The 25,266-nt window shown below is 54.2% G+C and carries 32 protein-coding genes and 1 tRNA gene; 23 read left to right on the forward strand and 10 right to left on the reverse strand.

Annotated elements, in window-relative coordinates; translation table 11 throughout:
* Positions 1–85 precede the first annotated feature (85 nt).
* The 6 genes from dnaA to purN all read left to right on the forward strand — a co-directional run bounded on the left by dnaA (position 86) and on the right by purN (position 8,037).
* The gene (gene dnaA, locus Ga0123462_RS00005; protein ID WP_100264422.1) at positions 86–1,414 is read left to right on the forward strand and encodes a chromosomal replication initiator protein DnaA; all 1,329 of its coding nucleotides are present in this window, start codon (positions 86–88) and stop codon (positions 1,412–1,414) included.
* A gap of 268 nt (positions 1,415–1,682) precedes the next feature.
* Positions 1,683–2,783, forward strand: coding sequence for a DNA polymerase III subunit beta (gene dnaN / locus Ga0123462_RS00010; RefSeq protein WP_100264423.1), 1,101 nt, complete (start codon positions 1,683–1,685; stop codon positions 2,781–2,783).
* A gap of 7 nt (positions 2,784–2,790) precedes the next feature.
* On the forward strand, positions 2,791–3,921 hold the full coding sequence (gene recF, locus Ga0123462_RS00015) for a DNA replication/repair protein RecF (protein ID WP_100264424.1): 1,131 nt from the start codon (positions 2,791–2,793) through the stop codon (positions 3,919–3,921).
* Positions 3,918–6,344 (forward strand): DNA topoisomerase (ATP-hydrolyzing) subunit B, encoded by a 2,427-nt coding sequence (gene gyrB, locus Ga0123462_RS00020; protein ID WP_100264425.1) that lies wholly within the window; start codon positions 3,918–3,920, stop codon positions 6,342–6,344. The genes recF and gyrB overlap by 4 nt, the downstream gene beginning before the upstream one ends.
* A 10-nt stretch (positions 6,345–6,354) precedes the next feature.
* Positions 6,355–7,407, forward strand: a complete 1,053-nt coding sequence (gene purM, locus Ga0123462_RS00025; protein WP_100264426.1) for a phosphoribosylformylglycinamidine cyclo-ligase — start codon at positions 6,355–6,357, stop codon at positions 7,405–7,407.
* Between the two features lie 15 nt (positions 7,408–7,422).
* Entirely contained in the window at positions 7,423–8,037 is a 615-nt protein-coding gene (purN, locus tag Ga0123462_RS00030) for a phosphoribosylglycinamide formyltransferase (RefSeq protein WP_100264427.1), read from the forward strand.
* A gap of 170 nt (positions 8,038–8,207) precedes the next feature.
* On the opposite strand, the gene Ga0123462_RS11560 is transcribed toward purN, so the two are convergent.
* The 4 genes from Ga0123462_RS11560 to Ga0123462_RS00040 all read right to left on the reverse strand — a co-directional run bounded on the left by Ga0123462_RS11560 (position 8,208) and on the right by Ga0123462_RS00040 (position 10,961).
* Complete coding sequence (locus tag Ga0123462_RS11560) at positions 8,208–8,342, reverse strand: hypothetical protein (protein ID WP_257790526.1); 135 nt, start codon at positions 8,340–8,342, stop codon at positions 8,208–8,210.
* A 144-nt stretch (positions 8,343–8,486) separates the two neighbouring features.
* Complete coding sequence (locus Ga0123462_RS11295; RefSeq protein WP_157821224.1) at positions 8,487–8,651, reverse strand: hypothetical protein; 165 nt, start codon at positions 8,649–8,651, stop codon at positions 8,487–8,489.
* Positions 8,652–8,759: 108 nt separating this feature from the next.
* On the reverse strand, positions 8,760–10,244 hold the full coding sequence (locus Ga0123462_RS00035; protein WP_100264428.1) for a sensor histidine kinase: 1,485 nt from the start codon (positions 10,242–10,244) through the stop codon (positions 8,760–8,762).
* Positions 10,245–10,277: 33 nt separating this feature from the next.
* A complete protein-coding gene (locus Ga0123462_RS00040) occupies positions 10,278–10,961 on the reverse strand; it encodes a heavy metal response regulator transcription factor (RefSeq protein WP_100264429.1) in 684 nt (227 codons plus the stop codon).
* 104 nt (positions 10,962–11,065) lie between these two features.
* Between Ga0123462_RS00040 and Ga0123462_RS00045 the strand changes: the two genes are divergently transcribed.
* Positions 11,066–11,653, forward strand: a complete 588-nt coding sequence (locus tag Ga0123462_RS00045) for an NUDIX domain-containing protein (protein ID WP_100264430.1) — start codon at positions 11,066–11,068, stop codon at positions 11,651–11,653.
* Here the strand turns inward: Ga0123462_RS00045 and bioD are convergent.
* The 4 genes from bioD to Ga0123462_RS00065 are packed head-to-tail and all read right to left on the reverse strand — an operon-like array spanning position 11,650 to position 15,029.
* Complete coding sequence (gene bioD / locus Ga0123462_RS00050) at positions 11,650–12,294, reverse strand: dethiobiotin synthase (protein ID WP_100264431.1); 645 nt, start codon at positions 12,292–12,294, stop codon at positions 11,650–11,652. The genes Ga0123462_RS00045 and bioD overlap by 4 nt on opposite strands.
* Positions 12,284–13,195 carry a malonyl-ACP O-methyltransferase BioC gene (gene bioC / locus Ga0123462_RS00055; RefSeq protein WP_232726462.1) on the reverse strand — a complete coding sequence of 304 codons (912 nt, stop codon included), beginning with the start codon at positions 13,193–13,195 and terminating at the stop codon, positions 12,284–12,286. The genes bioD and bioC overlap by 11 nt, the downstream gene beginning before the upstream one ends.
* Complete coding sequence (locus tag Ga0123462_RS00060) at positions 13,177–13,902, reverse strand: alpha/beta fold hydrolase (protein ID WP_100264432.1); 726 nt, start codon at positions 13,900–13,902, stop codon at positions 13,177–13,179. The genes bioC and Ga0123462_RS00060 overlap by 19 nt, the downstream gene beginning before the upstream one ends.
* Positions 13,899–15,029 carry an aminotransferase class I/II-fold pyridoxal phosphate-dependent enzyme gene (locus tag Ga0123462_RS00065; RefSeq protein ID WP_100264433.1) on the reverse strand — a complete coding sequence of 377 codons (1,131 nt, stop codon included), beginning with the start codon at positions 15,027–15,029 and terminating at the stop codon, positions 13,899–13,901. Before Ga0123462_RS00065 ends, Ga0123462_RS00060 begins: the two co-directional genes overlap by 4 nt.
* On the opposite strand from Ga0123462_RS00065, the gene Ga0123462_RS00070 reads away from it, so the two are divergent.
* Genes Ga0123462_RS00070 through can form a run of 3 tightly spaced genes read left to right on the forward strand, consistent with a single transcriptional unit; the run spans position 15,013 to position 16,736 of the window.
* Positions 15,013–15,801: a ComF family protein gene (locus Ga0123462_RS00070; protein WP_232726463.1), complete on the forward strand. Its 789-nt coding sequence runs from the start codon at positions 15,013–15,015 to the stop codon at positions 15,799–15,801. The two genes, Ga0123462_RS00065 and Ga0123462_RS00070, sit on opposite strands and share 17 nt — an antisense overlap.
* A 9-nt stretch (positions 15,802–15,810) precedes the next feature.
* A complete protein-coding gene (grxC, locus tag Ga0123462_RS00075; protein ID WP_100264435.1) occupies positions 15,811–16,068 on the forward strand; it encodes a glutaredoxin 3 in 258 nt (85 codons plus the stop codon).
* An 8-nt stretch (positions 16,069–16,076) separates the two neighbouring features.
* Complete coding sequence (can, locus tag Ga0123462_RS00080) at positions 16,077–16,736, forward strand: carbonate dehydratase (RefSeq protein ID WP_100264436.1); 660 nt, start codon at positions 16,077–16,079, stop codon at positions 16,734–16,736.
* On the opposite strand, the gene rsmA is transcribed toward can, so the two are convergent.
* On the reverse strand, positions 16,733–17,545 hold the full coding sequence (rsmA, locus tag Ga0123462_RS00085) for a 16S rRNA (adenine(1518)-N(6)/adenine(1519)-N(6))-dimethyltransferase RsmA (protein WP_232726464.1): 813 nt from the start codon (positions 17,543–17,545) through the stop codon (positions 16,733–16,735). The genes can and rsmA overlap by 4 nt on opposite strands.
* A gap of 92 nt (positions 17,546–17,637) precedes the next feature.
* On the opposite strand from rsmA, the gene tpiA reads away from it, so the two are divergent.
* The 7 genes from tpiA to Ga0123462_RS00115 all read left to right on the forward strand — a co-directional run bounded on the left by tpiA (position 17,638) and on the right by Ga0123462_RS00115 (position 20,811).
* Positions 17,638–18,387 carry a triose-phosphate isomerase gene (gene tpiA / locus Ga0123462_RS00090; RefSeq protein ID WP_100264437.1) on the forward strand — a complete coding sequence of 250 codons (750 nt, stop codon included), beginning with the start codon at positions 17,638–17,640 and terminating at the stop codon, positions 18,385–18,387.
* 15 nt (positions 18,388–18,402) lie between these two features.
* Positions 18,403–18,777, forward strand: coding sequence for a preprotein translocase subunit SecG (secG, locus tag Ga0123462_RS00095; protein WP_100264438.1), 375 nt, complete (start codon positions 18,403–18,405; stop codon positions 18,775–18,777).
* A gap of 33 nt (positions 18,778–18,810) precedes the next feature.
* A tRNA-Leu gene (locus Ga0123462_RS00100) sits at positions 18,811–18,895 on the forward strand.
* 148 nt (positions 18,896–19,043) lie between these two features.
* The gene (locus Ga0123462_RS11565; RefSeq protein WP_257790527.1) at positions 19,044–19,175 is read left to right on the forward strand and encodes a hypothetical protein; all 132 of its coding nucleotides are present in this window, start codon (positions 19,044–19,046) and stop codon (positions 19,173–19,175) included.
* Positions 19,176–19,214: 39 nt separating this feature from the next.
* The gene (locus Ga0123462_RS00105) at positions 19,215–19,592 is read left to right on the forward strand and encodes a DUF2784 domain-containing protein (RefSeq protein ID WP_100264439.1); all 378 of its coding nucleotides are present in this window, start codon (positions 19,215–19,217) and stop codon (positions 19,590–19,592) included.
* 9 nt (positions 19,593–19,601) lie between these two features.
* Positions 19,602–20,498, forward strand: coding sequence for a carbohydrate kinase family protein (locus tag Ga0123462_RS00110; RefSeq protein WP_100264440.1), 897 nt, complete (start codon positions 19,602–19,604; stop codon positions 20,496–20,498).
* Positions 20,491–20,811: a hypothetical protein gene (locus Ga0123462_RS00115; RefSeq protein WP_100264441.1), complete on the forward strand. Its 321-nt coding sequence runs from the start codon at positions 20,491–20,493 to the stop codon at positions 20,809–20,811. The genes Ga0123462_RS00110 and Ga0123462_RS00115 overlap by 8 nt, the downstream gene beginning before the upstream one ends.
* Here the strand turns inward: Ga0123462_RS00115 and Ga0123462_RS00120 are convergent.
* Positions 20,808–21,641 carry a MipA/OmpV family protein gene (locus Ga0123462_RS00120; protein ID WP_100264442.1) on the reverse strand — a complete coding sequence of 278 codons (834 nt, stop codon included), beginning with the start codon at positions 21,639–21,641 and terminating at the stop codon, positions 20,808–20,810. The two genes, Ga0123462_RS00115 and Ga0123462_RS00120, sit on opposite strands and share 4 nt — an antisense overlap.
* Positions 21,642–21,657: 16 nt before the next feature.
* Between Ga0123462_RS00120 and Ga0123462_RS00125 the strand changes: the two genes are divergently transcribed.
* The 6 genes from Ga0123462_RS00125 (at position 21,658) to Ga0123462_RS00150 (ending at position 25,166) form a co-directional block, all read left to right on the forward strand.
* A complete protein-coding gene (locus Ga0123462_RS00125; RefSeq protein ID WP_232726465.1) occupies positions 21,658–22,368 on the forward strand; it encodes a DUF1722 domain-containing protein in 711 nt (236 codons plus the stop codon).
* A 9-nt stretch (positions 22,369–22,377) separates the two neighbouring features.
* Positions 22,378–22,911: a lipocalin family protein gene (locus Ga0123462_RS00130; RefSeq protein WP_100264443.1), complete on the forward strand. Its 534-nt coding sequence runs from the start codon at positions 22,378–22,380 to the stop codon at positions 22,909–22,911.
* On the forward strand, positions 22,892–23,389 hold the full coding sequence (locus tag Ga0123462_RS00135) for a 2-thiouracil desulfurase family protein (RefSeq protein ID WP_100264444.1): 498 nt from the start codon (positions 22,892–22,894) through the stop codon (positions 23,387–23,389). The genes Ga0123462_RS00130 and Ga0123462_RS00135 overlap by 20 nt, the downstream gene beginning before the upstream one ends.
* On the forward strand, positions 23,382–24,044 hold the full coding sequence (locus tag Ga0123462_RS00140) for a class I SAM-dependent methyltransferase (protein WP_100264445.1): 663 nt from the start codon (positions 23,382–23,384) through the stop codon (positions 24,042–24,044). The genes Ga0123462_RS00135 and Ga0123462_RS00140 overlap by 8 nt, the downstream gene beginning before the upstream one ends.
* A gap of 93 nt (positions 24,045–24,137) precedes the next feature.
* Positions 24,138–24,452 (forward strand): EF-hand domain-containing protein, encoded by a 315-nt coding sequence (locus Ga0123462_RS00145; protein ID WP_100264446.1) that lies wholly within the window; start codon positions 24,138–24,140, stop codon positions 24,450–24,452.
* A gap of 69 nt (positions 24,453–24,521) precedes the next feature.
* The gene (locus Ga0123462_RS00150) at positions 24,522–25,166 is read left to right on the forward strand and encodes a metal-dependent hydrolase (RefSeq protein ID WP_100264447.1); all 645 of its coding nucleotides are present in this window, start codon (positions 24,522–24,524) and stop codon (positions 25,164–25,166) included.
* Positions 25,167–25,266 lie beyond the last annotated feature (100 nt).

Below are 25,266 nucleotides of genomic sequence, written 5' to 3' on the forward strand. Positions count from 1 at the left end.
AAATCCCACCATCTTGCTGTCAAGGAATCATCGCACATCAATCAATGGACTGGATGAAGCTGGGTAAGCATGTACTATTCAGACGATGACGATAACCCATGATGATTCATACTGGAACCAAATCAAGGATGCGCTGATGGACGAAGTACCGGCATCACGTTTTGATGCATGGGTTCGTCCGTTAACCGCACTGTGTGATGGCCATGGGCTTACCATTAAAGTTCCCAATCGATTTTTCCTTGATGGCCTGAAGGCCAGCTATGGAAAAAGAATTGGTGAGCTCGCGAAATCATTGGTGGGGGATGAATGTGTTGTTCTCTATGAAGTGGATGCAAATCCTCCTCCGGAAAATGAAACTGCGCAGTCAGAGCTGAAAGAGAGTGGTACACAATCCAATGTCGATGGATATATCGACCCCCGTTTTACGTTTGAAAACTTTGTGGTTGGTTCAGGTAACGAATTCTGCCATGCCGCCAGCCGGGCCGTCGCAGATAAACCGGGAGAAATATATAACCCTCTCTATCTCTACGGTGGTGTGGGACTAGGCAAAACCCATCTGATAAATGCAGTCGCCAATGAACTTCTTCAGAAGGATCACACCCGCATCGCCTACCGCACCGGTGAACGTTTTACCAACGAGCTGATTCAGGCGATTCGTAACGGCTCTACCGATGCATTCCGCAACCAGTATCGCCAGGTGGATGTGTTGATCATCGACGATATTCAGTTTATTGCCGGAAAGGATCGTACGCAGGAGGAGTTTTTTCATACCTTCAATGCCCTCTACGAGGTAAAGAAACAGATTATTCTAACCTCTGATCGCAGCCCTCGTGATCTGACCAATCTGATGGAGCGACTGCGTTCCCGTTTCAACTGGGGGCTGGTTGCGGATATTCAACCACCCGATCTGGAAACCCGACTGGCTATTCTCTCAAGTAAAGCAGAGTTGGCAGGTATTCAGCTTGACAAGGATGTGGCTCATCTTCTTGCATCACGAATTACCAATAACGTACGAGAACTTGAGGGTGCACTGACGCGATTGACAGCGCATGCCACTTTGACCGGTCGCATGATCGATATTGCCTTTGCGCGCCATGTACTGCGAGACCTTCTGCATGAAGAGGTGCGTGCTATCTCCATTGAGGATATCCAGAAGAAGGTTGCCTCCTACTTCAATATTAATGTAAGGGAGATGTCCTCTACCAAGCGAAGTCGTACCGTGGCCTTTCCTCGTCAGATTGCCATGTACGCCTGCAAGGAGTTGACCACCCGCTCACTTCCTGAAATCGGGGCAAGTTTCAACAAGGACCATACCACCATCCTCTACGCAGTAAGAAAGGTTGATAAAATGCGGCAGGAAGATGAAGATTTTGATGAAGAGATGGGTAGGATCATGAGACTCCTTAAACAGTAAAAATGAGATGTTTTAATGAGTTTTGAAAGGTGTGAATGCATCCCCGCACAGCCTGTGGATGATTTGAGTATAAAGTGATTGACCGGTACCATTCGACTGTCCATGATCAATTATTCACATCCTGTACACAGGCTTTCCTGAACTCGCAAACAGTTCAGAGAGAGTCGAAAAGAACGTGAACAAAGGTTTTTCTAGGGTTACTCACGTTACTCACAACACCTATGATGATGATGAGTTTTTATAAATTAAAGGGGATCAGGTAGTAGATATGAACATTACATTGTCCAGAGCATCTTTGTTGCAGGCAGTGCAGCGTTGTCAGAGTATTGTAGAAAAGCGCCATACCATCCCGATTCTTGCCAATATTCTTTTGCAGGCAGACAACGATACCCTGCACATTACAGCGACCGACCTTGAAGTCGGTATTCGCAGTCAGGCCCCCGCCACTGTCACCAAGCCAGGTTCGATTACCGTATCTGCGAAGAAGCTATTCGATATCATTAAAGAGTTGGATCCTGATCAGGATGTCACGCTTGAAGCAGGGGATACATTTGTTCTGATTCGCAGTGGCCGATCCCGATTCCGTCTCGCGTCACTTGCAGCAGGCGAATATCCGGCCCTGACAGAGGAACAGGGGGGAAGCTCGATCACGCTCTCCAGTTCAACCCTCGCCGATATGGTGGCGGCTACTGCTTTTGCCATGTCCACCGATGAGACACGTAAATACCTCACCGGCACTCTGTTCGAGGTCGATGATCAGCATATGCTCAGACTTGTTACCACGGACGGCCACAGGCTGGCTCTCTCGGAGGTGCGTCTGCAACAGGCAACCGATGCTGTAAAATGTATTGTACCGAGAAAGGCGGTGATGGAGATCAGGAAGCTTTGTGACGAGTGTCAGGGTCAGGTTGAACTGTTTCTCGGAGAACGTCAGATCCGCATGGTCGCCGACTCCAATATCCTTACTTCTAAACTTATCGATGCCCGTTTTCCCGTATATCAGGATGTTATCCCCAGCGGAAACCCTTCTCAGGCAGTTGTTACCAGAGGAGAGTTTGATCAGGTTCTGCGCCGCAGCATGATTGTGGCGAACGAATTTACCCACGACGTCCGGCTCACCTTTAAAGAGAATGGAATCGATATTTCGGCGCACAACACGGAACAGGAAGAGGCTGAAGAACATATTGCAACTGACTACAACGGTCAGGAGGTAGCAATCGGTTTTAATGGTCGCTATCTGAGGGATACGCTCGGTGCAATTCGTTCGGCAGCTGTCCGTATCGAGCTTAAGGATGAGCTATCGCCTGTTCTGGTACGTGGAGATGACGATGACGGATCACGTTATGTCATCATGCCGATGAGGATCTAGACAAGAGTTGTCTGCAACCCCTCTATATATTCGCGAGGTCAAGGTCAGGCATCTGCGCTGTCACGATGAAGTCGTCTGGCAGTGTGAGTCCGGCATGAATCTAATTGTCGGCGCTAACGGAAGCGGAAAAACCACCCTTCTTGAAGCCGTATACCTGATGGCCTTTGGCCGCTCATTTCGCCAGGCCCGTGACCCTTTTCTGGTGAAGCGGGATTCAGACCGCTTCTTTATCCATGGGCAGTGGCAGCGCTATGGACCGATGAACCTTTCGGTTGCCGGCCGCAAGGGAAAAACCACGCTACGCCTGCAGGGGCGTGATGTTCAGCGGCGCAAGGATGTCAGTGAGAGCTTTCCTGTTCTGGTTGAAGCCCCACAGGGCAGAAAAATCATTGATGGTGCATCGGGAGAGCGCAGGCGCTGGCTGGATGGACTGATCATCACCTGTTTTCAGAATATAGCGACCTATTATGAGCGTTATCTCAGGGCCGTGATGCAGCGTGGCCGCCTGTTAAGACGGAGGGTCTCATCGGATGAGCTGGAAGTGTGGGAGCAGCAGATTGTCCACTACGGAATGCCGATTGTGCAGGCCAGAGAGAAGATGATTACAGAGTTGAACCAGCTGCTTATTGAAGAGGTAGGGCTTACTGAGCACCCTTTGATGATCTCAATGACCATGCCTGAATACAATCAGCAGAACTGGCTGTTGCGTTTACAGGAGAAACGCAGTGAAGATTTACGGGTTGGGTTGCGTTATGGTCCCCACTGTGATGTGGTGAATATTCACTTTCAGCAGCGAGAAATCCGCAGTGCCGGGTCACGCGGACAGCAAAAACTGGCGGCCATTGCCATAAAGATGGCAGAATGCGCGATCTGGAGCCGCTACCGCAGGCTGATTCCGGTTCTGTTACTCGATGACTGTCTGGAGGCTCTGGATCGTACTCGGCAGCAGCGACTGTTTAATCGTCTGCAAAATTGTCCAGCACAGATTCTGATGACGGCACCCGAGGGTGTAGAGATCGCATCTGATCTCAATATCAGAATTCAACTTCTGGATACGCAGGGTTTATGTGACAGTGCAACCGGCTCGAAGGTTTCGATGCAAGAGGATACAACAGTGGTAATGGAGGAAGCAGCATGAGCGCGGAGCATCCGGAGGAGTATGGTGCGGATAGTATTAAGGTACTGCGAGGGCTTGATGCGGTACGCAAACGTCCTGGCATGTATATCGGTGATACTGACGATGGAACAGGCCTGCATCATATGGTCTTCGAGGTGGTGGATAACGCCATCGATGAGGCACTCGCCGGCCACTGCGACAAGATTGAAGTCATTATCCACTCCGATGATTCGGTAACCGTTCGCGATAACGGTCGCGGAATTCCGGTTGATATGCATGAAGAGGAGCAGCGTTCGGCTGCCGAAGTGATTATGACCGTGCTGCATGCAGGCGGAAAATTCGACAGTAACTCATATAAGGTGTCCGGCGGTCTGCATGGTGTGGGCGTATCGGTGGTGAATGCGCTTTCCGAAACGCTTGAGCTGGTCATTCGACGCAACGGCAAGGTGTACTACCAGAAGTATCACCTCGGAGTTCCTGAGGAGCCGCTCAAGGAGATCGGAACGGCCAAGGGAACTGGTACGGAGGTACGTTTCCTACCGAGTCTGGAGATATTCTCCCACCGAAACATGTCATTTGATATTCTCTCCACCCGCCTGCGTGAACTTTCTTTTCTCAACAGCGGTGTGCATATCGAAGTCCATGATGAACGCAGTGACAACAAGAAGGTGGTTTTTGCTTATGAAGGCGGCATCTCCGCATTTGTGGAGCATCTGAATCGAACCCGCACGCCGCTGCATGGCCAGTGCGTAGCCATGAGTGCAGAAAGAGATGATGTTACTGTAGAGCTCTCCATGCAGTGGACCGACTCCTATCAGGAGCACGTCTTCTGTTTCACCAATAATATTCCACAGAAAGATGGCGGTACGCACCTGGCAGGTCTTCGCGGCGCACTAACCCGTACTGTTAATAACTATGCTACCGCCAATGGCCTGATGAAAAAACTGAAGGTGAGCCTGACCGGCGAAGATTGCCGTGAGGGGCTGACTGCAGTGCTCTCTGTCAAGGTTCCCGACCCGAAATTCTCATCGCAAACCAAGGAGAAACTGGTCTCATCTGAAGTGCGACCGATTGTGGAAAGTGTCGTGAATGAGAAACTGGCCGAATGGTTCGAGGAGAATCCGAAAGAGGCCAAGCGCATTGTCGGCAAGGTCTCCGAAGCAGCAACGGCGAGAGAAGCAGCACGCAAAGCACGCGACCTGACACGCCGCAAGGGTGCACTCGACATCTCCTCATTGCCGGGCAAGCTGGCCGACTGTCAGGAGAAAGATCCTGCTCTTTCCGAACTCTACCTGGTGGAGGGTGATTCCGCGGGTGGTTCAGCGAAGCAGGGACGTGACCGTAAGGCGCAGGCGATCCTGCCACTCAAGGGTAAAATCCTGAATGTGGAGAAGGCACGATTCGATAAGATGCTCTCGAGTCAGGAGATCGGCACCATGATCACTGCACTTGGCACCGGAATCGGGAAGGAAGATTTCGATATCGCCAAACTACGTTACCACAAGATCGTGATTATGACCGATGCGGATGTGGATGGTGCGCATATTCTTACCTTGCTGCTTACCTTCTTCTATCGCCAGATGCCTGAAGTGATCGAGCGCGGCCACCTCTATATTGCACAGCCACCGCTCTATCGCGTAACACGCGGCAAGAAGGCACGCTATATCGCCAACGATGATGAGCTGTTCGAATTCCTGCTCGAGCATGGCAGTGAAGGGAAAGAGTACTTCAGTTATAAGAAAGCCAAAGCGATGAATGGTGATCGTCTGCAGACTGCCGTTCGCAGTATCAACCGCCTGCAGCGGCTTCAGAACAGGCTCTCCCAGCGTATCGATATCAAGGTACTCAAATTCCTGATCGAAAGTGGCAAGACGACAGTCAAGATGATGCGCCACAAGGATCAGCTGGAAGAGCGTATGGATGCACTCGATTACGCCTTCAGACAGGCCTCGCGTGTTGACGAGACGCTTTCATGGAAGATTATGGAAGATGCCGAGGATGGAAGCTATTGGGTTCAGTTCCAGAGACGTGACCACGGCCGCGTGATGATCTCCCGGCTTGATAAGGATCTGGTCGGCACTGCCGAATTTGCCGAGGCGCAGAAGCTATGTGAGTCGATGCAGAATCTGGTGGATGAGGGCGCTCACCTTACCCATGGTGACAAGAGTTGGCCGATTAACCACTTTGATGAATTGGCGAGTGCGATTGAGAGTGATGGTCGCAAGGGGATGAACATCCAGCGCTACAAAGGATTGGGTGAAATGGATCCAGAGCAGCTGTGGGAGACAACCATGGATCCGCAGAACCGCGTATTCAAGCGGGTAACGCTTGAGGATGTCGTCAATGCCGATGAAACTTTCTCCACCCTGATGGGAGATGCAGTTGAACCGCGTCGCCGCTTTATCCAGGACAATGCGCTGAAAGTGAAAAATCTGGACGTTTAAGGAAAGTAACGTGAGTGCCACAGAAAAGAGTAAACTGAGCTACGCCGATTGCGGTGTGGATATCGATGCTGGAAATGCCTTCGTCGGCCGGATCAAGCAGGCTGTAAACAGCACCATGCGTCCGGAGGTTCTATCCGGACTGGGTGGTTTCGGCGGCCTGTTTAAGCCTGATTTCAAGGGTATGCAGGAGCCGGTACTGGTATCGGGTACCGACGGTGTTGGCACCAAGCTGCTGCTGCTGCAGGAGTATGATCTTCCGCATGTGGCTGGTATTGATGCCGTGGCCATGTGTGTAAACGATCTGGCTGCACTTGGAGCAGACCCACTCTTTTTCCTCGATTACCTGGCAACCGGAAAACTGGCCGGTGAAACACTGGCCGGAGTGGTGGAAGGCATTGCCGATGCATGCCGTACTTGCGAATGTGCCCTGGTAGGCGGAGAAACTGCAGAGATGCCGGGCATGTATGCGCCGGGCCATTACGATATCGGCGGCTTCTGTGTCGGTGTGGTGGATCGACCGAAGATGGTTGACGGCAGCAAGATTTCCGCTGGCGATGTGATTGTTGGCGTGGCCTCCAATGGTCCGCACTCCAACGGTTTCTCCATGGTACGCAAACTGCTCGAACTTGGTGATGCCGACCTCAACAGCGATACCCTTTCCGATGGCCGTAAGGCAATCGAGGGCGTGCTTTCACCGACCCGGCTCTATGTTCCGGCTGTGAACGCACTGATGAAGAGCGATACCGAGATTCACGGGTTTTCCCACATTACTGGCGGAGGCATGTTCGATAATTTTGAGCGCCTGCTGAGTGAAGATCTGGCAGTAACGATTGATGTAAGCAGCTGGCCTGTACCGCCTGCATTTGAATACCTGCTCAGCTTTGCGGATGTTGAGCGCGACGAGCGCTATCGCACCTTCAATATGGGGATCGGTTTTGCCGTGATCCTGCCGGAGAGCGAAGCCGGAAAGGCGGAAGCCGTTCTTAATGCTGCAGGCGAAACCACCTTCCGTATCGGTTCTGTTCACAAGCGCAGTGGTGAACCGGTCACGCTGATCGGCTGATCCAAGCGAGTACAGATGAGTTCCAAATCCATCGCGGTGATGGCCTCCGGCCGTGGCTCCAACCTCAAGGTTATTCTTGATGCTGTTGCGGCAGGCGAATGCCCGGTCGATGTGCGCCTGGTGATCTGTGACCGTGGCGATGCAAAAGCCCTGGATATTGCCCGCGCTGCTGGTGTGGCGAATGTGATATACCTGAATCCGAAGGATTATGACGGCCGCGAACAGTTCGATGCCGAGTGTGCCGACCTCCTGGACAGACATGGCTGCCAGTGGATCGTACTGGCCGGCTACATGCGCATTCTCTCCTCATCATTCGTACGACGCTTCCGCGGCCGCATCATCAATATCCACCCATCCATCCTGCCAGCCTTTACGGGTGCCAGGGCGGTTGAGGATGCGCTTGCATACGGTGTAAAGCTCTCCGGATGTACCGTTCATCTTGTAGATGAGGTGCTTGATGGTGGTCCGATACTGGCACAATCTATAGTCCCGGTACTCGATGACGATAACCGGGATTCACTGCATGCGCGCATCCAGATCGAAGAGCACAAGCTCTATCCGGCGACTTTGAAACGTATGGTTGAAGATGGATTCACCATCGAAGGGCGCAGGGTGATCTGGGCCTCATAAGTTTCCCTGGAGCGCCTCCGTACCTTCAGGGGATGGGACGCGTAAAGCCCTATCACTAACATTCGACAGCCATCAGATAATCAAGCCAGTTTGGCACTATTGAAAAGCGAGTACTCCGGTCTCAAAGAGGGGCTTGTCTGGATTCATTCGGATTGGTTTCAAATATGCCTCTATGGCACCGCCGCACTCAGGGCTAAACGGTGGCGTGAATAGATAAAATGGGTGATCAATTCGGAACGCAACAGAAAAGGGCTGGCGTTATCACTCTCCTCAGAAACCACCTTGAGCGTAGAGGAGGAATTCATAATTCTCAGGCGTGTAGAACATCAGGTGAGGCCGTTTCTTGTGGCTGGAGAGTAAAGGCATCGATTGCAGGAGAGTTCCTGAGCAGAGCACATCTGAACGAGCGATGTGAAGATACCCTGCATCCGCTGATCTGGGGCCAGCGGCTACGAGCCGGACATCATGGCATCATCCATACCATTATCATAATCATCTGCATTATACCGTTCATCCGGATCCATCTCAGGCAGGTAGATCGTTGAACCCGTGAGCTTATGGGTTGTTTCGCAGCCAGCCAGTAAAATAAGCAAAGTGATAAAAACCAGTCTCATATAATACGCCTCTCATCAGAGCCAAACAGCCCCTCCCGGCAAGTGATCAAGCTTATCTTTCTGATACTGGGTAAATTTGTCAATTTGTAAGGATCGGAGCTTTGCTGCTTAAACTTTTCCTGACTCAGGGTCGATGAGAATATTATCCAGTCTTTTGAGATGGCTGGGGTCTGCACCGCGCAGCGGCAGGCGGACAATAAAGGTTGCTCCCTCGCCAGGCTTACTCTTCACCCTGATCTTGCCGGCATGGGCTTCGACGATACGCTTGCAGATGGCCAGTCCCAGACCGGCCCCCTCGCCCTCTTTGCGGCAGCGTGCATCATCGGCGCGGAAGAAGCGGTCAAACAGGCGGTCCTGCTGTTCCTCGGCAATACCCGGACCTTCATCACGCACGGAGATGACAGCATATCCGTTCTCAGTTTTGGCAGAAAGCTGGATGGCGGAGTGCTCTGGGGCATGTTTAAAAGCGTTGGAAAGCAGATTCATCATGGTGCGCTCCAGTTGGCTTGCCTCGCCCATCACCTCGATATCATCTTCAATATCCATGTTGAGATTCACATTATGGCTGTCGAACAGGATCAGGTGCTGTTGACCCACCTCCTGCAGCAGAAGTGAGAGATCAACCGGTGACTGGGTCAGCTCAAGTTGACCGGCATCTGAGCGGGCTAGAGTTAAGAGGTCGTTCACAATCCGCTGGATACGGTCGATGGTACCCAGTTGCTGGTGCAGGATCTGTTCATACTCCTCTTCAGTTCGGGGGTGACGCAGAGCCACCTCGATTTCACCCTTGAGGATCGTTAGCGGAAGGCGCAGTTCATGCGATGCATCGGCTGTAAATCGTTTCTGCGCCTGAAAGCTTGCCTCAAGGTCGGTGAACATCTTGTTCAGCACCCGCACCAGTACGCGGATCTCTTTATCCTGCGATTCGGATTTCAGACGGCGGGAGAGATCGCCGGCAGCAACGCCGCGCGCTGTAGTGGTAATCTCCTGAATCGGTTCCAGTGCCCGCTTGGCCATGTAGTAACCGGCTCCGGCACTGATTACGATTGATATGGCGCCAAGGATGCCGCCGAGAAGATAGAGCAGGTTGAACACGGAACGGATATCCCGTGTGCTGTGGCCCAGCATCAGGGTGGCGACGACCTGTCCGTCACGATGAATCGGAAAAGCGATAACACGGATATTATCCTTGTTAAGCAGTGATTCTGTGGATGCAAAAGCGGGCGCACCGGCACGGAAGGCGTGGCCGAGTGCGCGGCTGACATCATTGCCACCCTTGTCTATCAGCGAACGATCGGAGCGGAACAGAATCAGCCCGTTGGCTCCAATCAGCTGGATTGCACCCGGATAGTGGTTGGCAAAGCTGCTCAGGTGACCGGACCAGAAGTAGAAAGGAGAGCTCTCCAGCTCATTGGAGAGGGATGTGGCCTGACTTGTAAGCTGCTCGTCCACCTCGTAATAAACCCGGTTGGCCAGAGCCGCATAGAGGACGCCGGCGGCAAAGATGAGAATGCCCAGCTCCAGACTGATATAGAGAAGCGCAAGCCTGCCTCGAAAGGTGCGGAAGAGGTTGGAGCGAATCGAGTTGAGCAAAGCGAAGGGGTTAAGGGTCAGGAGAAGCCCCCGTTAAACCGGGGGCGAGTCGTCGCTGAGCAGGTAGCCCTGACCGCGCAGGGTGTGCAGCAGAGCCGGCTCAAAACCCTTATCGATCTTGGCGCGCAGGTGGCTGACATAAACATCAATGACGTTGCTCTCGGGATCGAAGTTCATGTCCCATACATGTTCACCGATCAGGGTGCGCGAGAGCACCTTGTCCGGGTTGCGCATCAGGTACTCAAGCAGCGCATACTCCTTGGTGGTCAGGCGGATTGCTTTGCCACGGCGGCTGACGCGGCGGCTGATCGGGTCAAGTTCCAGATCGGCCAGCTTGAGGATCGGGGACTTGCTGTCGGACTGGCGGCGCAGCAGTGCGCGCACACGTGCGAGCAGCTCTTCAAAGGCGAACGGTTTTGGCAGGTAGTCGTCGGCGCCTGCATCAAGGCCACGCACCTTGTCCTCGACCGAATCACGGGCGGTCAGCATCAAAACAGGTGTGGCAACACCGCTGGCGCGTAGTTCGCGGCAGACAACAATGCCGTTCTTTTTAGGCAGCATCAGATCGAGAATGATCAGGTCGTAGTCGTTCACTTCGGCAAGAAATTCACCATCTTCACCGTCGTAGGAGACATCGACGGCGTGCCCCTCCTCCTTCAGCCCCTTCTGAATGAAGTGTGCAACTCGCTCTTCGTCTTCAACCACCAGTATCTTCATGCGGCTTACTGTAGCAGTTAAGAATAAGCTAAAAAAGCGGGATTATACTTATTCGCGGCGGAACTCATGCTATGATACGTGAAGCAGGGATTCGGAGGTCGGCCATGGAGTACCACATCAAGAAAAGCGAGAGGGTCTATCAGGGCTTTTTTGCCATGGACAGGCACACCGTCGAGCACGACCGTTTTGACGGTGGCTCCCTTACGGTCACAAGGGAAAACATGGAGCGCGGCGATGCCGCAGCCCTGCTTCTTTACGATCCGAATGCGGACGAGGTGCTGCTGCTTGAGCAGTTCCGAATCGGCCCGGTCCTGCGCAATGACAACCCGTGGCTGGTCGAGATCGTGGCCGGCATCATCGATAAGGGGGAGAACGCAGAGGAGGCGGTGATCCGCGAATCCAGGGAGGAGGCAGGTTTCATTCCCTATGAAACAAAGTTTCTCGGCCGTTACTACACCACACCCGGCGGTTGCTCCGAGCGCATTGATCTGTTTCTCGGGCTGGTGGATAAGAACAGTCCGGTCGGTGATGGTGGTGGTTGTGACCATGAGTATGAGGATATCCGCCTTGCATGGGTTTCGCGCCAAGAGGCGCTCGATATGCTCGATGAGGGGCGCATCGCCTCCGGCGCTCCGATGCTCGCCCTTCTCCTCGCCTTCGGCTGGAAGGGCGTGGTTGGCGAAGAAGATTAGGAGCCGAGCGCAACCTCTTCGGTGAATTTCAGGGTATGGACTTCACAATGTTTGTTCAGGAATGGTTTGACAGAGCGCAGAGTAGGATTGAGCCAGTCGTTCTGCTCTGCTTTGGTGGCGTTGAAAAAGATGCGGGAGGGAGTTCGTCCCATCTGTTTCAGTTTTTCCAGCGTCAGCAGGGTCTGGTTGATGGCACCAAGCTTGCAGCCGACAACCAGCCATATCTCCGCATCGGGCATCGCCTCGACCCAGCCTGAGACAAGCCAGCTGTCGGTGATCGGGACCATCAGGCCACCTACCCCTTCGATCAGGCAGGTATCCACATCGGCTGATTGCGATTCACACCACTCAACCAGTTTATCGGCATCAATCGTGGCTCCTTCGGCAGCCGCAGCCTGTGAGGGTGCTGCAGGGAGTGCGTAGCGGTAGAGGCTGATCTGGTCCGGGTCGGTTAAACCCTGGGCGGCAAGCAGCGCGTCGATATCCTCGTTGCGGCCATGATCATCGAGCCCGCAGGCGACCGGTTTCAGCGCTATAGCACGATTACCCTCTTTCAAAAGTGCACGGATGGCCGATGCCGTTACCCAGGTTTTGCCGGCCTCGGTGTCGGTGGCAGATATAAATACCCTTTTAGATGCCATCGATTTTCAGATCCCCTTCCGCCTTGATAGGGATAATGCCGTCTCGGTGCTCGAAACCACCCTCCTTGTACCACGCCTGTGCATAGAGCGCCTCGAAGGTGGCGCGGATGCGGCCATTCTCATCGCGGTAACGCTCACTGTAACGTGCTTCGAGCTTTTTGATCAGGGAGCGACCGTAGAGGCCGCTCTTGCGACCGCGAATGGCGGAGGCGGAGGCGCCCAGCCCCTTGAGTTCGCGCACAAGGCTGATGGTGTCCGGGTAGGTGAGCGTGAAGAGGTCGGCATCGGTTACCGGTGTTTCGACGGCCAGCTTCATGATGGCATCGCCAAGGCTCATCACATCGGGGAATGGCAGTACATGCCCTGCATTGCCCGGATCGATCTCAGCCAGAGCCTGTCTGAGCTCTGAGAGTGTGCGGCGTCCGAAGGTTGAGAAAAGCATCAGGCCGCCCGGTGCCAATACGCGACGCATCTCGGCAAGCATCTTTTCAGGTTCGGGAACCCACTGCATGGCAAGGTTCGAGCAGACCAGGTCAAAACTCCCGGTCTTGAACGGCAATGCTGCCGCGTCTCCTGATGCATGCTGGTGGCGTCCATGCCAGGGAAGCCTGCGCGCATGCCCCTTGCGGGTTGTGGCCACCATCGACTCGGAGAGGTCGAAGGCGGTGATCTCCGCCTTTTTGAACTTGCCACGCAACAGGCGTGTGAAATAACCGGTGCCGCAACCGATATCGAGGATGCGCATCGGTTCGATCCTGGTGAAGTTAAGGTGGGCAATCAGGCGGTCGCCGATCTCACGCTGCAGGACGGCGTGCTCATCATAGCTGTCGGAGGCCGAGGAGAAGGAGCGTTTTACCCGGTCGATATGGATATGTGCATTTTTCACAGTTGTTGCCACCATCTTTGAAGTGTTGTGTTGAATTCTTCCGGCTGCGTCAGGAACGGCGCATGTCCGCATGCCCGGAATATGTGCTGTTCTGCGCCGGTAATCGTATCGGCCAGCCAGATTCCAGCTGCAACAGGAACAATGGCATCACCCTCTCCGTGCAGGATCAATGTTGGAGAGCTGACTTCTTCGGCAAGCGTGCGCAGGTCGAGCCGCTCAAGCAATTCAAGGCCGCCAGCCAGACCTGCTGCACCAGGCCTGTTTTCACGGTCCACTGATTCTCTGGCCAACGCGTTGTAATCGCTTCGGCTCAGGTCATCGCCGTGCAGCATCAGCATGAAGAAGCGATTGAGGGCTTTCGGCGAACCGGATGCAACGGCGTCTCTGAAGCCTTCGAAAATCTCCTCGCTGCTGCCATGCGGCCAGCCATCAGCAGCGCGAAAACGCGGGGTCGTTGCGACCAGGGCAAGCGATGCCACCCGCTCTGGAAAGGCTGCGGCAACCTGCATGGCCAGCATGCCGCCGAGCGACCAGCCGACCAGATGGACAGGCTCTTCAGGCAGCTGGGCAACAATGCTGTCCAGCCAGCGATCGGCCGGAATATCGGCCGCACCACCGTGACCCGGCAGATTTAGAAACCGAGTCGCCGCGAATGTCTCAAACTGGTTGAACCAGATCTGTCGCGACTGCGCCCAGCCGTGTATAAACAGAGAGGGCTTCACAGCACACGCCTCAATGTGGCGGCAAGCGCCTCAATCTGCTCAGGCGAGTGGGCTGCAGTAATCGTGAAACGCAGCCTTGCGGTTCCCTCGGGAACCGTTGGCGGGCGAATCGCCGGCACAAAGAATCCTGCTTCCCGAAGTGCATTTGCAATCTGTAACGCCTTCTCATCTGTTCCGACGAGTAACGGCTGAATCGGGCTCTCCGACTCCATGAAACCGATGTCGGCTGTTCTCTGTTTGAACAGATCCAGGTTTTGGTTCAGCTGCTCAACCAGTTCGCCCTTCCGGATCAGGGTCAGTGCACTCTCCGCCGCAGCAATCATCGCGACGGGAAGGGCTGTGGAGTAGATCACCGTGCGCTGGCGCTGCCTTAAACCTTCGATCAACTCCCGGGTACCAAGGATAAAAGCGCCATAACTTCCGAATGCCTTGCCGAAGGTGCCCACCTCGATCAGCCGAGGATGGCCTGCGATGCCGGCTGTTGCCGTGACTCCCCTGCCCTCTGGCCCAACCGTGCCGGTGCCGTGGGCATCATCAATCACCAAAAGCGTGTCAAACGCTTCAGCCAGCGACAGAAGTGAAGCGGCATTGGCGCTGTCGCCGTCCATGCTGAAGACACCATCGGACACAATGATGCGTTTTTCAGAGACATGCCTCTCAAGCAGCGCGGCAAGGGCGGTGTAATTGAGGTGGGAAAAACGGTGTGACTTTGCGCCCGATAGCCGGGTACCATCGACCAGTGAAGCGTGATTGAGCCTGTCGCCAAAGATATGGGTGTGGCGATCGGCCAGTGCCTGCAGCAGCCCGATATTGGCCAGCATGCCGGAGCCTGCGATCAGGCACGCCTCGTACCCCTTCCATTCGGCCAGCTTTGTCTCCAGCCGGTGCAGCATCGGATCGTCCCCGGAAACAAGGCGCGAAGCACCGCTGCCAACCGCTTCATCAAGTGCCCCGCGCGCCCCGTCACAGACTGCAGGGTGAAAACTTAAACCGAGATAGTCGTTACTGGCGAAGTTAACCAGCGAGTTGCCGCCGACATGGATCAAGACGCCTTCGCGCCGTGAGGCGAGAAAGTGACGGCGCCGGCTGTCGGAGATGTCGGAAAACCAATTGCGCGAATCTGGCATGTCCGGCATGCTGGTAGGCATGAAGAGCCTGTCAACCAAAGCCTTCAGGATGGTTAACGGGGTGCAGAGGCTTCTGTTTCCTCCGACCTGCCTGTTTTGCCAGCAACTGCTGGATACCCCCTCTCTGTCGACAGGCTGTTGCCGTGACTGCTTTGAAAAGATTGCTGTCTGGCCACGATCCACCTGCATGCGCTGCGGAACCGAACTGCCCGAGGTGATGGCTCCTGGGCCATGCGGCCACTGCCTGAATCATCCGCCTGCGCAAATTGAGAGCCGAAGCCTTTTCGCGTATCGCGGACCTGTTCGCGATGCGATTCTGGGCTGGAAGCTGCAGGGGCAGGATGGCGCTGTACGCTGGCTACTTGAGTCGGCTATTCCGGGTTTGAAGGAGATTATCAGCGAACAAGACCTGCTTGTGCCGGTGCCTATGCCACTGTCGAGGATGCGCAAAAGCGGGAGCCACCACGCGGCGGACCTGTGCAGATGGATGGCTGGTGGAGCAGGCTGCCGTTGGGATTGGCAGCTTCTGCGAAGGGTGGGAGAGCAGCCGCGCCAGTCCTCACTCTCTGGTCAGGCGCGCAGAAGAAATCTGCGTAAGGCTTTTTCCCTGTCTGACGACTTCCGTGCGCGCAGAGGCGAGGCTTCCGTGGTCTGGGTTGTCGATGATATTATGACGACAGGATCTACACTTCACTTTGCTGCCAGGGCGATTAAGCCAGTTGGATGCGAGGTCAAGGTGTTGTCGCTGGCGCGGACTTTAAACAGAGGATAGATTTTACCCATGGCAAATATAGAGATCTACTCGGGCGACTTCTGCCCCTACTGCGTACGGGCCAAGAGTCTGCTGAAAAAAAAGGGTGTTGAATTCACCGAATACAATGTGCAGCGCGATATGAAACGCCAGGCCGAGATGCTTGAGAGGGCTGGTGGAGCCCGTACCATTCCGCAGATATTTATTGATGGAAGGCATGTCGGTGGTTGTGATGAGTTATATGCGCTCGATAGTCAGGGCAAACTTGACCCGTTGCTTGCTGGCTGAGGGGGATTATGTGTAGTCCTGAAAAACTGCTTGAAAATAACAAGGCGTGGGCAGCGCAAACACTGAAGGAAGACCCCGGGTTTTTTGATCGCCTGGCCGGATTTCAGAATCCCCGTTTTTTCTGGATCGGTTGCTCCGACAGCCGTGTCCCCGCCAACGAGATTACCGGCCTGCAGCCCGGACAGGTGTTTGTGCACCGAAATGTTGCCAATCAGGTGCACCATACCGATCTGAACTGCCTCTCTGCAGCGCAGTACGCGGTGGATGTTCTTGGCGTGAAACATATTGTCATTACTGGCCACTACGGTTGCGGCGGTGTTCGCGCAGCGATGGCAGGGCAGCATCACGGTATTGTCGATAACTGGATCCGAAGTATTCGCGACACCTATATGCTCTTCGAGAAAGATCTGGAGCAGTTGCCGGAGCAGGAGCGTATGGATCGCCTTTGCGAGCTTAATGTGGCGCGCCAGGTCGATAATATCTGTCATACGCGCATCGTTCAGAATGCATGGGAGCGTGGTGATGAGCTATCCGTGCATGGCTGGATCTACCGCCTGAAGGATGGAATCCTGCGCGATCTCAAAGTGACCAAGCGCTCACCGAAGGATGTGGCACCGCTCTACCGTGTCACCGGCATGGAATACAGTTCCTGGCCGGTATCGAGCTAGTCTCTCCGCGACAGAGCAAGGGTGATCCGGCTCCAGGCATCGTAATCGAGCTGTTCGGGCCGCTTGCGCGGATCGATTCCGATCGACTCAAACTGTTCGGCTGACAGATCTCCCCTGAAATTATTGGCAATCGTCTTGCGCCGGTGGGCGAAACCCTGACGAACCGCCTTCTGCAGCGATTCGTAGCTGCATGGCGGCGTTTTGCCGTGCGGCGTCATCAGGATCACAGCTGAGTGTACCTTGGGTGGCGGACTGAAGGCACCCGGAGGCAGTGTCAGTAAGCGCCTCACATCATAATAGTGACGGACAAGTACGGAGAGACCTCCGTACACCTTACTGCCGGGCTCGGAAGCGATGCGCTCAGCCACTTCGCGCTGATACATCAGCACCATGCCGCCGGAGAGGCTGAAGCCGGCCAGCTTGGCGGTCAGCGGCCCGCTGATGTTGTAAGGCAGGTTGCCGGCAATCCACTGTGGAGCACATGATACGATGGCTCCATCCAGCTCCTGCATGACATCACCGTGTATGACAGAGAGAGCAGGATTTTCTTCTGCTTCGCCCTGCCACTGGGCTGCAAAACGGTTATCCATCTCGATAACAGTGAGGTGGCTGACACGCTTCAGCAGTGACTCTGTGAGTGCTCCGGGCCCAGGCCCTATTTCAATCGCAGTTGCCCCTTCGGGGATTGCAGAAACAATGCGGCGAATGGCACTAAAATCGCGAAGAAAGTGCTGGCCGAGCGATTTTTTGGCTTGCTGTTCAAGGTGTGATGACATGGCCGAAGCGTAGCCGATAACGGCTCCAATCACAGCCCCTCCGATTTTCCCTTGCCTTATATGGGAGGCTTCATAGAATCCGCGTCCTTTTTCGAGCCGTTGGTTCAAATTCCGGGAGGTCTGAGATGAGCAATGAAAAGCGCAAGTTGATAGCAGGGAACTGGAAGATGAACGGACTGTTACAGGAGGCCAATGATTTCATGGATGCCTTCGGTGGCAATCCTGCACCGGATGTTGTTGAGGTGGCGCTGATGCCTCCATTTACACTGCTGCATTCGATGTCGGCGCGTCTGGCGGAGATGGGTGTGGCCCTTGGTGCACAGAATGTATACTACGAGGACAAGGGTGCTTTCACCGGTTCCATCTGTCCGATTATGTTGCGTGATGCCGGTTGTCATTATGTAATTCTCGGCCACTCCGAGCGCCGTAGTATTATCGGCGAGAGCAATGCGCAGATCCGCTCGAAGATGAATGCGGCATGGCTGCACGGACTTGAGCCGATTCTCTGCATCGGCGAAACGCTGGAGCAGCGCGAAAAGGGTGTAACCAACCATGTGCTTGCAGAACAGCTTGCCATTTTGAAGGGAGCACCGAAGAGTGCGCCGCTTACAGTGGCATATGAGCCGGTATGGGCAATTGGTACAGGTGTCACCGCATCGCCTGAGCAGGTGGTGGAGACCCATGCATTCGTGCATGCTGAGTTGCAGCGACTGGGGCATGACTGCCGTGTACTTTACGGTGGCAGTGTAAACCCGGGAAATGCTGAAGAGTTGATGGCTTGCCCTGGCGTGGAAGGTGCGCTGGTAGGTGGCGCGAGTCTGAAGGCCGAGTCGTTTATGGAGATTGTACAGGCTGCCGCGAAAGTGGCGGGCTAAGGAGAACAAGAACAGATGACAACAGTTCTTATCATTATTCACGTGCTTATCGCACTGCTGCTGATCGGGGTGATCCTTGTTCAGCGCGGGCAGGGTGCGGATATCGGCGCCTCTTTTGGTGGCGGCGGTGCTCAGACCCTGTTTGGTAGCCGTGGTTCGGGTTCATTCCTGGGCAAGATGACCGGCGGCCTGGCAGCGGCATTTATGGTGACCAGTCTGACGCTGGCTTTTTTCTCCCAGCAGCAGACCGGCTCCGTAGTAGAACGTACTGTTGTCGATGAGATTCCGGTTGAGGCTCCAGCCGAGACTCAGCCACAGCAGGGTGGATTTGATCCATCCAAACTGAAAGATACAACTGCACCGGCGGATGGCCTGCCGGGTGCGGAATAAGTTAGACTCTCCGGTCTCATAGAGAGTCTGAAAGCCGAAGTGGTGGAATTGGTAGACACGCTACCTTGAGGGGGTAGTGGCGCAAGCCGTGCTGGTTCGAGTCCAGTCTTCGGTACCAACAAGAAAGGGGAAGCAACGAAAGTTGCTTCCCCTTTTGTTTTGATGGAGATCTGCTTTGATGGAGATCTGCACCGGATTATAAGCTCTGGTTAATCCAGCCCTCCTGTGTTTATAGTGAGTTATTCTTGTTCAGCGCGGGTGTGGTTATGAAGTATATTGCGATGGCACTGATATTTATGCTGGCCGCCTGCTCTATTCATGTCAGGCCTGTTCCGAATGTAAGCGTACATATTCCGGTTCCTGCGCCGCTTGATGTCGAGCATCAGGGCAGTGAATAATACACGATTTGCGGCTTTCTGCTCAGGTAAGGCACAGGTATGATCTACAGCATATTTGCCGATACGATTCTCCTGTTGCATCTGATTTTTATACTGTTTGTGGGGCTGGGCGGCCTATTGTCACTTAAATGGCCAAGGCTGGCATGGCTACATCTTCCGGCTGTCGGCTGGGCCCTCTGGATCACATTTTCCGGCGCTATCTGCCCGCTTACGCCTCTGGAACAAGCGCTGCGAAATCTGGCCGGCGAACGATCTTATAGCGGAAGCTTTCTCGACCACTACATCGAGCCGCTCATCTATCCGGCAGGTCTGACACAGACCATGCAGTGGAATGTCGGATTTTTTGTGCTGTTAATCAACCTTGCTATCTACTTATGGTTGCTCAGACGGTGGCATAAAAGCAATCCTGTGGGGTAAGCTGTCGGCATGCTTGATCTTCTTTGTGTGGGGCACGCCTCCTTTGATATCACGATGGCAACTGCCACTCATCCGGGACCGGATGAAAAAGTGTTCGCCGATGCCATGCAGTTGGCCGGAGGAGGGCCTGCCGCCAATGCGGCGGTGTGCGCGGCACGTCTGGGCGGCAAAGCCGGATTCTGTGGATACTTAGGCAACGATCCATTCGGTGATATGCAGATGCGAGAGTTCGGTTCAGAAGGGGTAAATACCGATTTCGTTATCCGTGGATTATATCCCTCCCCCGTCTCCCAGATTATAGCTAAACCAAATGGGGCGCGTTCACTGGTAAACTTCAAGGGCAATACGCCCTGGCTTGATGCAGATGCCATCTCATTGAATGAGATGCCAAAGGTCATGCTCTTCGATGGCCACGAACCGCTGCTTTCGCCTCGCCTCTGCCGCCGGGCTGCTGAGCATGAAATCCCGACTGTACTCGATGCGGGATCACTACACAGGGGGACCCTGGAGCTCGCAGGCATGGTCGACTATCTGGTCGCCTCTGAGAAGTTCGCACGCCAGTGGTGTGAAAGCAGTGATATGGAACAGGCGCTTGATGAACTGGCGGCAGTATCTGAATGCGTGGTGATTACGCTCGGCGAACATGGGCTGATCTGGACCAGGGACGGGGAGTACGGAAAAGCACCCGCCTTCAGCGTGCAGGAAGTCGATTCGACCGGTGCGGGCGATGCTTTCCACGGCGCCTTCGCTTACGGACTGACACTGGCTCTGGATTGGAGAGATCTGCTCTCGTTCGCCTCCGCGGCGGGGGCGCTAACCTGTTGCAAGCTTGGTGCTCGCCCTGCGCTGCCTGATATGGATGAAGTACAAGCGTTGCTGAGAATGAAGGAGAGCGGTAATGGATAGAAATTACAGTGACGAACAGCTGTTACGCATCATTGACCAGGCAATGGTCTACCAGTGCGCCTGCCCTGCCCAGGTGGCGTCGGTAATGCGGGAGTTGCGACGGGTGCATCAATATCAGCTGAGGTGCCTGAATTTGTCAGGCACTGATGAAATGGTACATCAACGCATTTCAGAAGATGTTAGAAAATCCCATGAGGTGATGGAAGCATGCCTGGGAGAAGTGCTTCGTTTGGAAGGGTGGGATATGGAGACCCTGACCATGCCGGAAAACCTGAAAAAGCAGATGCGGGAGGAAAATGCAGAGGGGGATTAGTCGGCACCTCTCGCATCTGACATCCAGAAGCTCCATGCCATGCCAATGGCAGCCGAGATATAATTGTTATCTTTTACCAGCGGACTGGCGGCGACCACACCTGCTGCCAGATTGCGGTAACGAAGCGCAGAAAAAAACGAAAGTGAATCACTGTACTGATAGCGGATGCTTGTCGTCAGCGACAATGAGTGCAGCCCGGCATGTGCAGTATAGGCAGGCCTCGAGGCTGTAGTGTAGATCGGCGCAACACCGTAGTAAGTGTCATTAAATCCCTTTGATCCGTAAAGGAGGCCGGCAGCAAGTGTCACCTTTAATTTGTCATTTGCCTGATGCTCCAGCAGAAGGTCCGGTTCCGATAACCAGCCCAGCCAGTTACCGGAGGTGTTGATGACGCCACGCCACGGCAACCTCAGTTTCAAGCTGTTTTGGTTGTCTTTGTATATACTCCAATTCAGCCGCGGACCCAGTTGGAAACTGAATTTGAGGTCAGGCATGCCGGCCCGGGCACGGTTTGAATTGCGTACGGGCAATCCGAATCCGAGCGAGAGATCCAGGTTCAGGTTGTTGATGCCAAAAAGCTCACGCCTGATGCCGGAGCGATCCACCTTCAGTCGATCGCCGCGGTAAATCACATAGGGAATCGGTGCGCCAAAGAGATAGCGTTCATCGCTACCCATATATTGCGGCAGGCTTGCGATGCCAACTGCGATGCCAACCTCCCAAAGCGGAAGCGCGGTTTCAGGCAGATCATCTGCATATACCGATGCCGGATGCATCAGCACAAGTGTTAAAGCCAGACATGTTATGTGGTGGCGAAGGTTCTTTTGCATGGCAAAATCATTTCACATGGCAATGGTAAACGCTACCCTGTCAGATATGAGGATATGGGATATTGATCCAGGTTACCTTGCCCGGCAGCAGTTGCTCGGTGAACACAGGGAACTGCACGGCCTTTTCAATATCCTTACCATGAACAAAAAAGGCTATGCCAAACATCCCGAAACAGTACGTTGGATTGGCCATGTCGATGCACTGGTTTTACGTCATAAACAGCTGCTCTGCGAGATGGCGCTGAGGGGCTACAGGCATCAATCACCATTGCCTGATTCTACCGATATGGATTCCTGGCCCGGGGAATATATCGATCCCCCGGCACGCCAGCTTGAGCTTTTGGCAGGCAAATATTCAGGCGATGGCCGCAGTGGTCGCATACCGTTGCCCGACAATTGCCAGGAGCTGTGGGCTCACCATAAGTACTCGGTGATGGCGCATGACCCTAACCTTTATAGGGAGCTGGGCCCTGAAGTGGCGCATGGGAAGTTCCGAAATAATATGAATGCACTTGCATGTCTGATGATTTCGACACTTAGAAAACCACCTGAACCGGGACACCTGCTCAATGCCCTGCAGCATATGTGGGGATATGTGCAAGAGGCCGGGTCGCCTCCCTCCAATATAGAAGAGTTGCTCGCGACAATACAGTCAGCGGCGATCAAGGAAGATAGAATATACCTGCTTCACTCCACCGCCCTTTCCGAATTGGCAGTATGGGTCTAATCTAGGACTATGTTCAAGCGTACGCTCCTCTGCTTTTTCCTCTCCGTTTTTGCAGTCGGCTGCACCAGGCTGCCGGAAGGGATACAGCCTGTTCAGGGATTTGAACTGCCCCGTTATTTGGGAAAATGGTATGAAATTGCACGCCTGGACCACTCGTTTGAACGCGGCCTGGAGCAGGTAACTGCGGAATATTCGCTGCGAGAGGATGGTGGTGTCAGGGTTATCAATAGAGGCTACCTGAGCGATGGAGAAGCGTGGAAGCAGGCCGAAGGAAAAGCCTATTTTGTGGATGGTGCGAATAAGGGGCATCTTAAGGTCTCTTTCTTTGGTCCTTTTTATGCCTCGTATGTGGTGTTCGATCTGGATCAGGAGCACTACCAGCACTCTTTTGTCACTGGCCCCGACCGCTCATATCTCTGGCTGCTGAGCCGGAATCCGTCAGTTTCACCCGCTTTGATGGATCGCTTTATTAAACGGGCCAAAGCCCTCGGTTATGATACGGATCAGCTCATCATGGTTAAGCATGCAGAAGATCCTCGTTAGCGCTTGTCTGTTAGGCCAAAAGGTGCGCTATGACGGTGGCGACTGCCTGCAGCACGGTCTTCTAGACGCATGGCAGAGCGATGGACGTTTGGTCCCGTTCTGTCCAGAGGTGGCCGGAGGCTTGACGGTGCCCAGAGCTCCGGCCGAGATTGTTCTGGGCGATGCCGATTTCGTATTGCGCGGCTGTGGCATGATTTGTACGCAGCATGGGGATGATGTGACAGACGCTTTTGTCGATGGTGCGGAGCGGGCACTGGCCGAATGCATGCGTCACGGGATCAGGATTGCCATCCTGAAAGAGGGCAGCCCCTCCTGCGGTGCCACACGAGTCAACGATGGCAGTTTCTCAGGCAGGAAAATCGATGGCTTGGGAGTGACCGCAAGACTACTGGTGCGTCATGGAGTTCACGTTTTCAGCGAGCAGCAGCTTGATGCGGCGGAAGCGCATCTGAGGCAGAGGGAGTCCAGCCATGGCTAACCGCACGATAGGCCTTGACGCGGATCTATACGGTTATCTGCTGGAGATGGGGGTGCGCGAACCAGAGGTTCTTCAGCAGCTGCGTGAGGCGACTGAAAAAGAGGAGCTCTCCATCATGCGTTCGGCACCCGAGCAGTGCCAGATGATGGCCCTGCTGCTTCGTTTGAGCGGCAGCAAGCGGGTCATTGAAGTGGGCACCTATACAGGTTATGCCACGCTATGGATGGCCCTCTCCCTTCCTGAAGATGGCGAGATCGTTTCCTGTGATGTTTCCGAACGCTGGAGTTTTGTCGCGCGGCGCTTCTGGGAGATGGCAGGTGTAGAAGCGAAAGTGCATCTGCATCTGAGGCCTGCTCTGGAAACACTTGATACGTTGCTGAACCAGGGTGAGGAGGCGTGTTTTGATTTCGCCTTTATTGATGCAGACAAGGAAAATTACGACCACTACTTTGAACGCTGTCTGAAACTGATCAGACCGGGCGGCCTGATCGTTATCGATAACGTATTGTGGGGAGGAAGCGTGATTGATGAGCAGGACCATTCGGCAGCAACCGAGGCGATCCGAATATTTAACAGCAAGCTGAAAGTGGATGCGCGCGTTGATCTCTCCATGCTACCGATAGCTGATGGTGTAACGCTGGCAGTGAAGCGCTGAGGGGAATATCTGCGAGATTGGGGGCTGCAATCCCGACTGCAAAGGAGATCACATCGCTACAGCATTGACCTGATCAGCATCAGGAGGAGTCACATGAGATTAGCAACATTCTATACTGCCCCCCTTCTGGCCCTGCTGCTTGTTTCCACGCCCGCACTGGCTGATGAAAACAGCAGCGCATTCGATGCCAATGGCGATGGCCAGATTACCTTTGAAGAGGTGATGCAGCGGTTGGAGACATCTGCACGAGCCACCTTTGACGCGATGGACCGGAATAAAGATGGCGTGATTTCGGATAAGGACTTTGATGATGTTCGAGAGGGAATGGAGAAACTGGAACGGTGGTTTGAGGATCTTTTAAAACCATTCCTGCCCGAGCAGGAAGAGACGGGTCATCTCGAGACCTGAGACATTCGGGTGAGCCGGCTCACTGCCCTGATGGTTATATACGCCAGACTTCCCCGCACAGGAGGCGGTATGGCAAACTTCAGAACACATCTCACCGTCGCGGCGGCAGGCTCTCTGGCAGCTACAGCCGTGGTGATGCAGACCTCTCATACAGATCATATGGAAGCCCTGCTGCTGTTCCTGCTTGGGCTGCATGCCGGCATTCTTCCCGATATCGATTCAGACCACTCCATTCCTGCGCAGCTTCTGTTTACGATCCTCAGTTTTGTTACTGCGATCGCAGTGGTTTTTCTCTACTACGACAAGTTATTGATTGTTCCACTGCTCTTTGCTGCAGGTGTAGCGGCACTGGCGGTGAGGTTCCTGCTCTGCCCGCTTTTTGCGGCAACTACCGAACATCGCGGGCTGTTTCACTCGTTGCCGGCTGCCCTGCTGTTCGGTATGGCCACGTTCTCAGCAGGCATTCACCTGTTTGCCTGGCAGATCTCATTTGCTTGGCTGGCTGCCGGATTTGTCAGCGGCGGTTACCTGCTGCACCTGCTGCTTGATGAGTTCTACAGTGTGGATTTTACCGGGGCTGTCCTGAAAGAGTCATTTGGCAGTGCGCTCACCCTGTTCAGCGGTAAGGCATGGCTCTCCTATCTGCTGCTCTATGCAGCTGTAGGGATTGGTGCAATGCAGCTACCGCTGCCTGGCCAATTACTTCCCATGTAATAGAAGGCCGAAAACATTAGAGGTTTTTTATTATATATTAATTCACTAATAAATCATTGCTGCTAGGGTTTGGGCCCGCTTTTCAGGAGCGCTGTTGGTG

This window comes from Mariprofundus ferrinatatus (assembly GCF_002795825.1).
Classification (GTDB): Bacteria; Pseudomonadota; Zetaproteobacteria; order Mariprofundales; family Mariprofundaceae; genus Mariprofundus; species Mariprofundus ferrinatatus.

What these genes read in the sequence shown, in the direction of transcription:
- gyrB (WP_100264425.1), top strand. Translation starts at nt 3,918, where the DNA reads ATGAGCGCGGAGCATCCGGAGGAGTATGGTGCGGATAGTATTAAGGTA.
- Ga0123462_RS11560 (WP_257790526.1), bottom strand. Translation starts at nt 8,342, where the DNA reads ATGAATTCCTCCTCTACGCTCAAGGTGGTTTCTGAGGAGAGTGATAAC.
- Ga0123462_RS00065 (WP_100264433.1), bottom strand. Translation starts at nt 15,029, where the DNA reads ATGCCAGATTCGCGCAATTGGTTTTCCGACATCTCCGACAGCCGGCGC.
- Ga0123462_RS11565 (WP_257790527.1), top strand. Translation starts at nt 19,044, where the DNA reads ATGAAGTATATTGCGATGGCACTGATATTTATGCTGGCCGCCTGCTCT.
- Ga0123462_RS00150 (WP_100264447.1), top strand. Translation starts at nt 24,522, where the DNA reads ATGGCAAACTTCAGAACACATCTCACCGTCGCGGCGGCAGGCTCTCTG.
- tpiA (WP_100264437.1), top strand. Translation starts at nt 17,638, where the DNA reads ATGAGCAATGAAAAGCGCAAGTTGATAGCAGGGAACTGGAAGATGAAC.
- secG (WP_100264438.1), top strand. Translation starts at nt 18,403, where the DNA reads ATGACAACAGTTCTTATCATTATTCACGTGCTTATCGCACTGCTGCTG.
- dnaA (WP_100264422.1), top strand. Translation starts at nt 86, where the DNA reads ATGACGATAACCCATGATGATTCATACTGGAACCAAATCAAGGATGCG.
- bioD (WP_100264431.1), bottom strand. Translation starts at nt 12,294, where the DNA reads ATGGCATCTAAAAGGGTATTTATATCTGCCACCGACACCGAGGCCGGC.
- Ga0123462_RS00110 (WP_100264440.1), top strand. Translation starts at nt 19,602, where the DNA reads ATGCTTGATCTTCTTTGTGTGGGGCACGCCTCCTTTGATATCACGATG.
- Ga0123462_RS00105 (WP_100264439.1), top strand. Translation starts at nt 19,215, where the DNA reads ATGATCTACAGCATATTTGCCGATACGATTCTCCTGTTGCATCTGATT.
- Ga0123462_RS00045 (WP_100264430.1), top strand. Translation starts at nt 11,066, where the DNA reads ATGGAGTACCACATCAAGAAAAGCGAGAGGGTCTATCAGGGCTTTTTT.
- bioC (WP_232726462.1), bottom strand. Translation starts at nt 13,195, where the DNA reads ATGGTGGCAACAACTGTGAAAAATGCACATATCCATATCGACCGGGTA.
- Ga0123462_RS00040 (WP_100264429.1), bottom strand. Translation starts at nt 10,961, where the DNA reads ATGAAGATACTGGTGGTTGAAGACGAAGAGCGAGTTGCACACTTCATT.
- Ga0123462_RS00120 (WP_100264442.1), bottom strand. Translation starts at nt 21,641, where the DNA reads ATGCAAAAGAACCTTCGCCACCACATAACATGTCTGGCTTTAACACTT.
- can (WP_100264436.1), top strand. Translation starts at nt 16,077, where the DNA reads ATGTGTAGTCCTGAAAAACTGCTTGAAAATAACAAGGCGTGGGCAGCG.
- grxC (WP_100264435.1), top strand. Translation starts at nt 15,811, where the DNA reads ATGGCAAATATAGAGATCTACTCGGGCGACTTCTGCCCCTACTGCGTA.
- Ga0123462_RS00115 (WP_100264441.1), top strand. Translation starts at nt 20,491, where the DNA reads ATGGATAGAAATTACAGTGACGAACAGCTGTTACGCATCATTGACCAG.
- Ga0123462_RS11295 (WP_157821224.1), bottom strand. Translation starts at nt 8,651, where the DNA reads ATGAGACTGGTTTTTATCACTTTGCTTATTTTACTGGCTGGCTGCGAA.
- purN (WP_100264427.1), top strand. Translation starts at nt 7,423, where the DNA reads ATGAGTTCCAAATCCATCGCGGTGATGGCCTCCGGCCGTGGCTCCAAC.
- Ga0123462_RS00130 (WP_100264443.1), top strand. Translation starts at nt 22,378, where the DNA reads ATGTTCAAGCGTACGCTCCTCTGCTTTTTCCTCTCCGTTTTTGCAGTC.
- Ga0123462_RS00145 (WP_100264446.1), top strand. Translation starts at nt 24,138, where the DNA reads ATGAGATTAGCAACATTCTATACTGCCCCCCTTCTGGCCCTGCTGCTT.
- Ga0123462_RS00125 (WP_232726465.1), top strand. Translation starts at nt 21,658, where the DNA reads ATGGCAATGGTAAACGCTACCCTGTCAGATATGAGGATATGGGATATT.
- dnaN (WP_100264423.1), top strand. Translation starts at nt 1,683, where the DNA reads ATGAACATTACATTGTCCAGAGCATCTTTGTTGCAGGCAGTGCAGCGT.
- Ga0123462_RS00135 (WP_100264444.1), top strand. Translation starts at nt 22,892, where the DNA reads ATGCAGAAGATCCTCGTTAGCGCTTGTCTGTTAGGCCAAAAGGTGCGC.
- Ga0123462_RS00140 (WP_100264445.1), top strand. Translation starts at nt 23,382, where the DNA reads ATGGCTAACCGCACGATAGGCCTTGACGCGGATCTATACGGTTATCTG.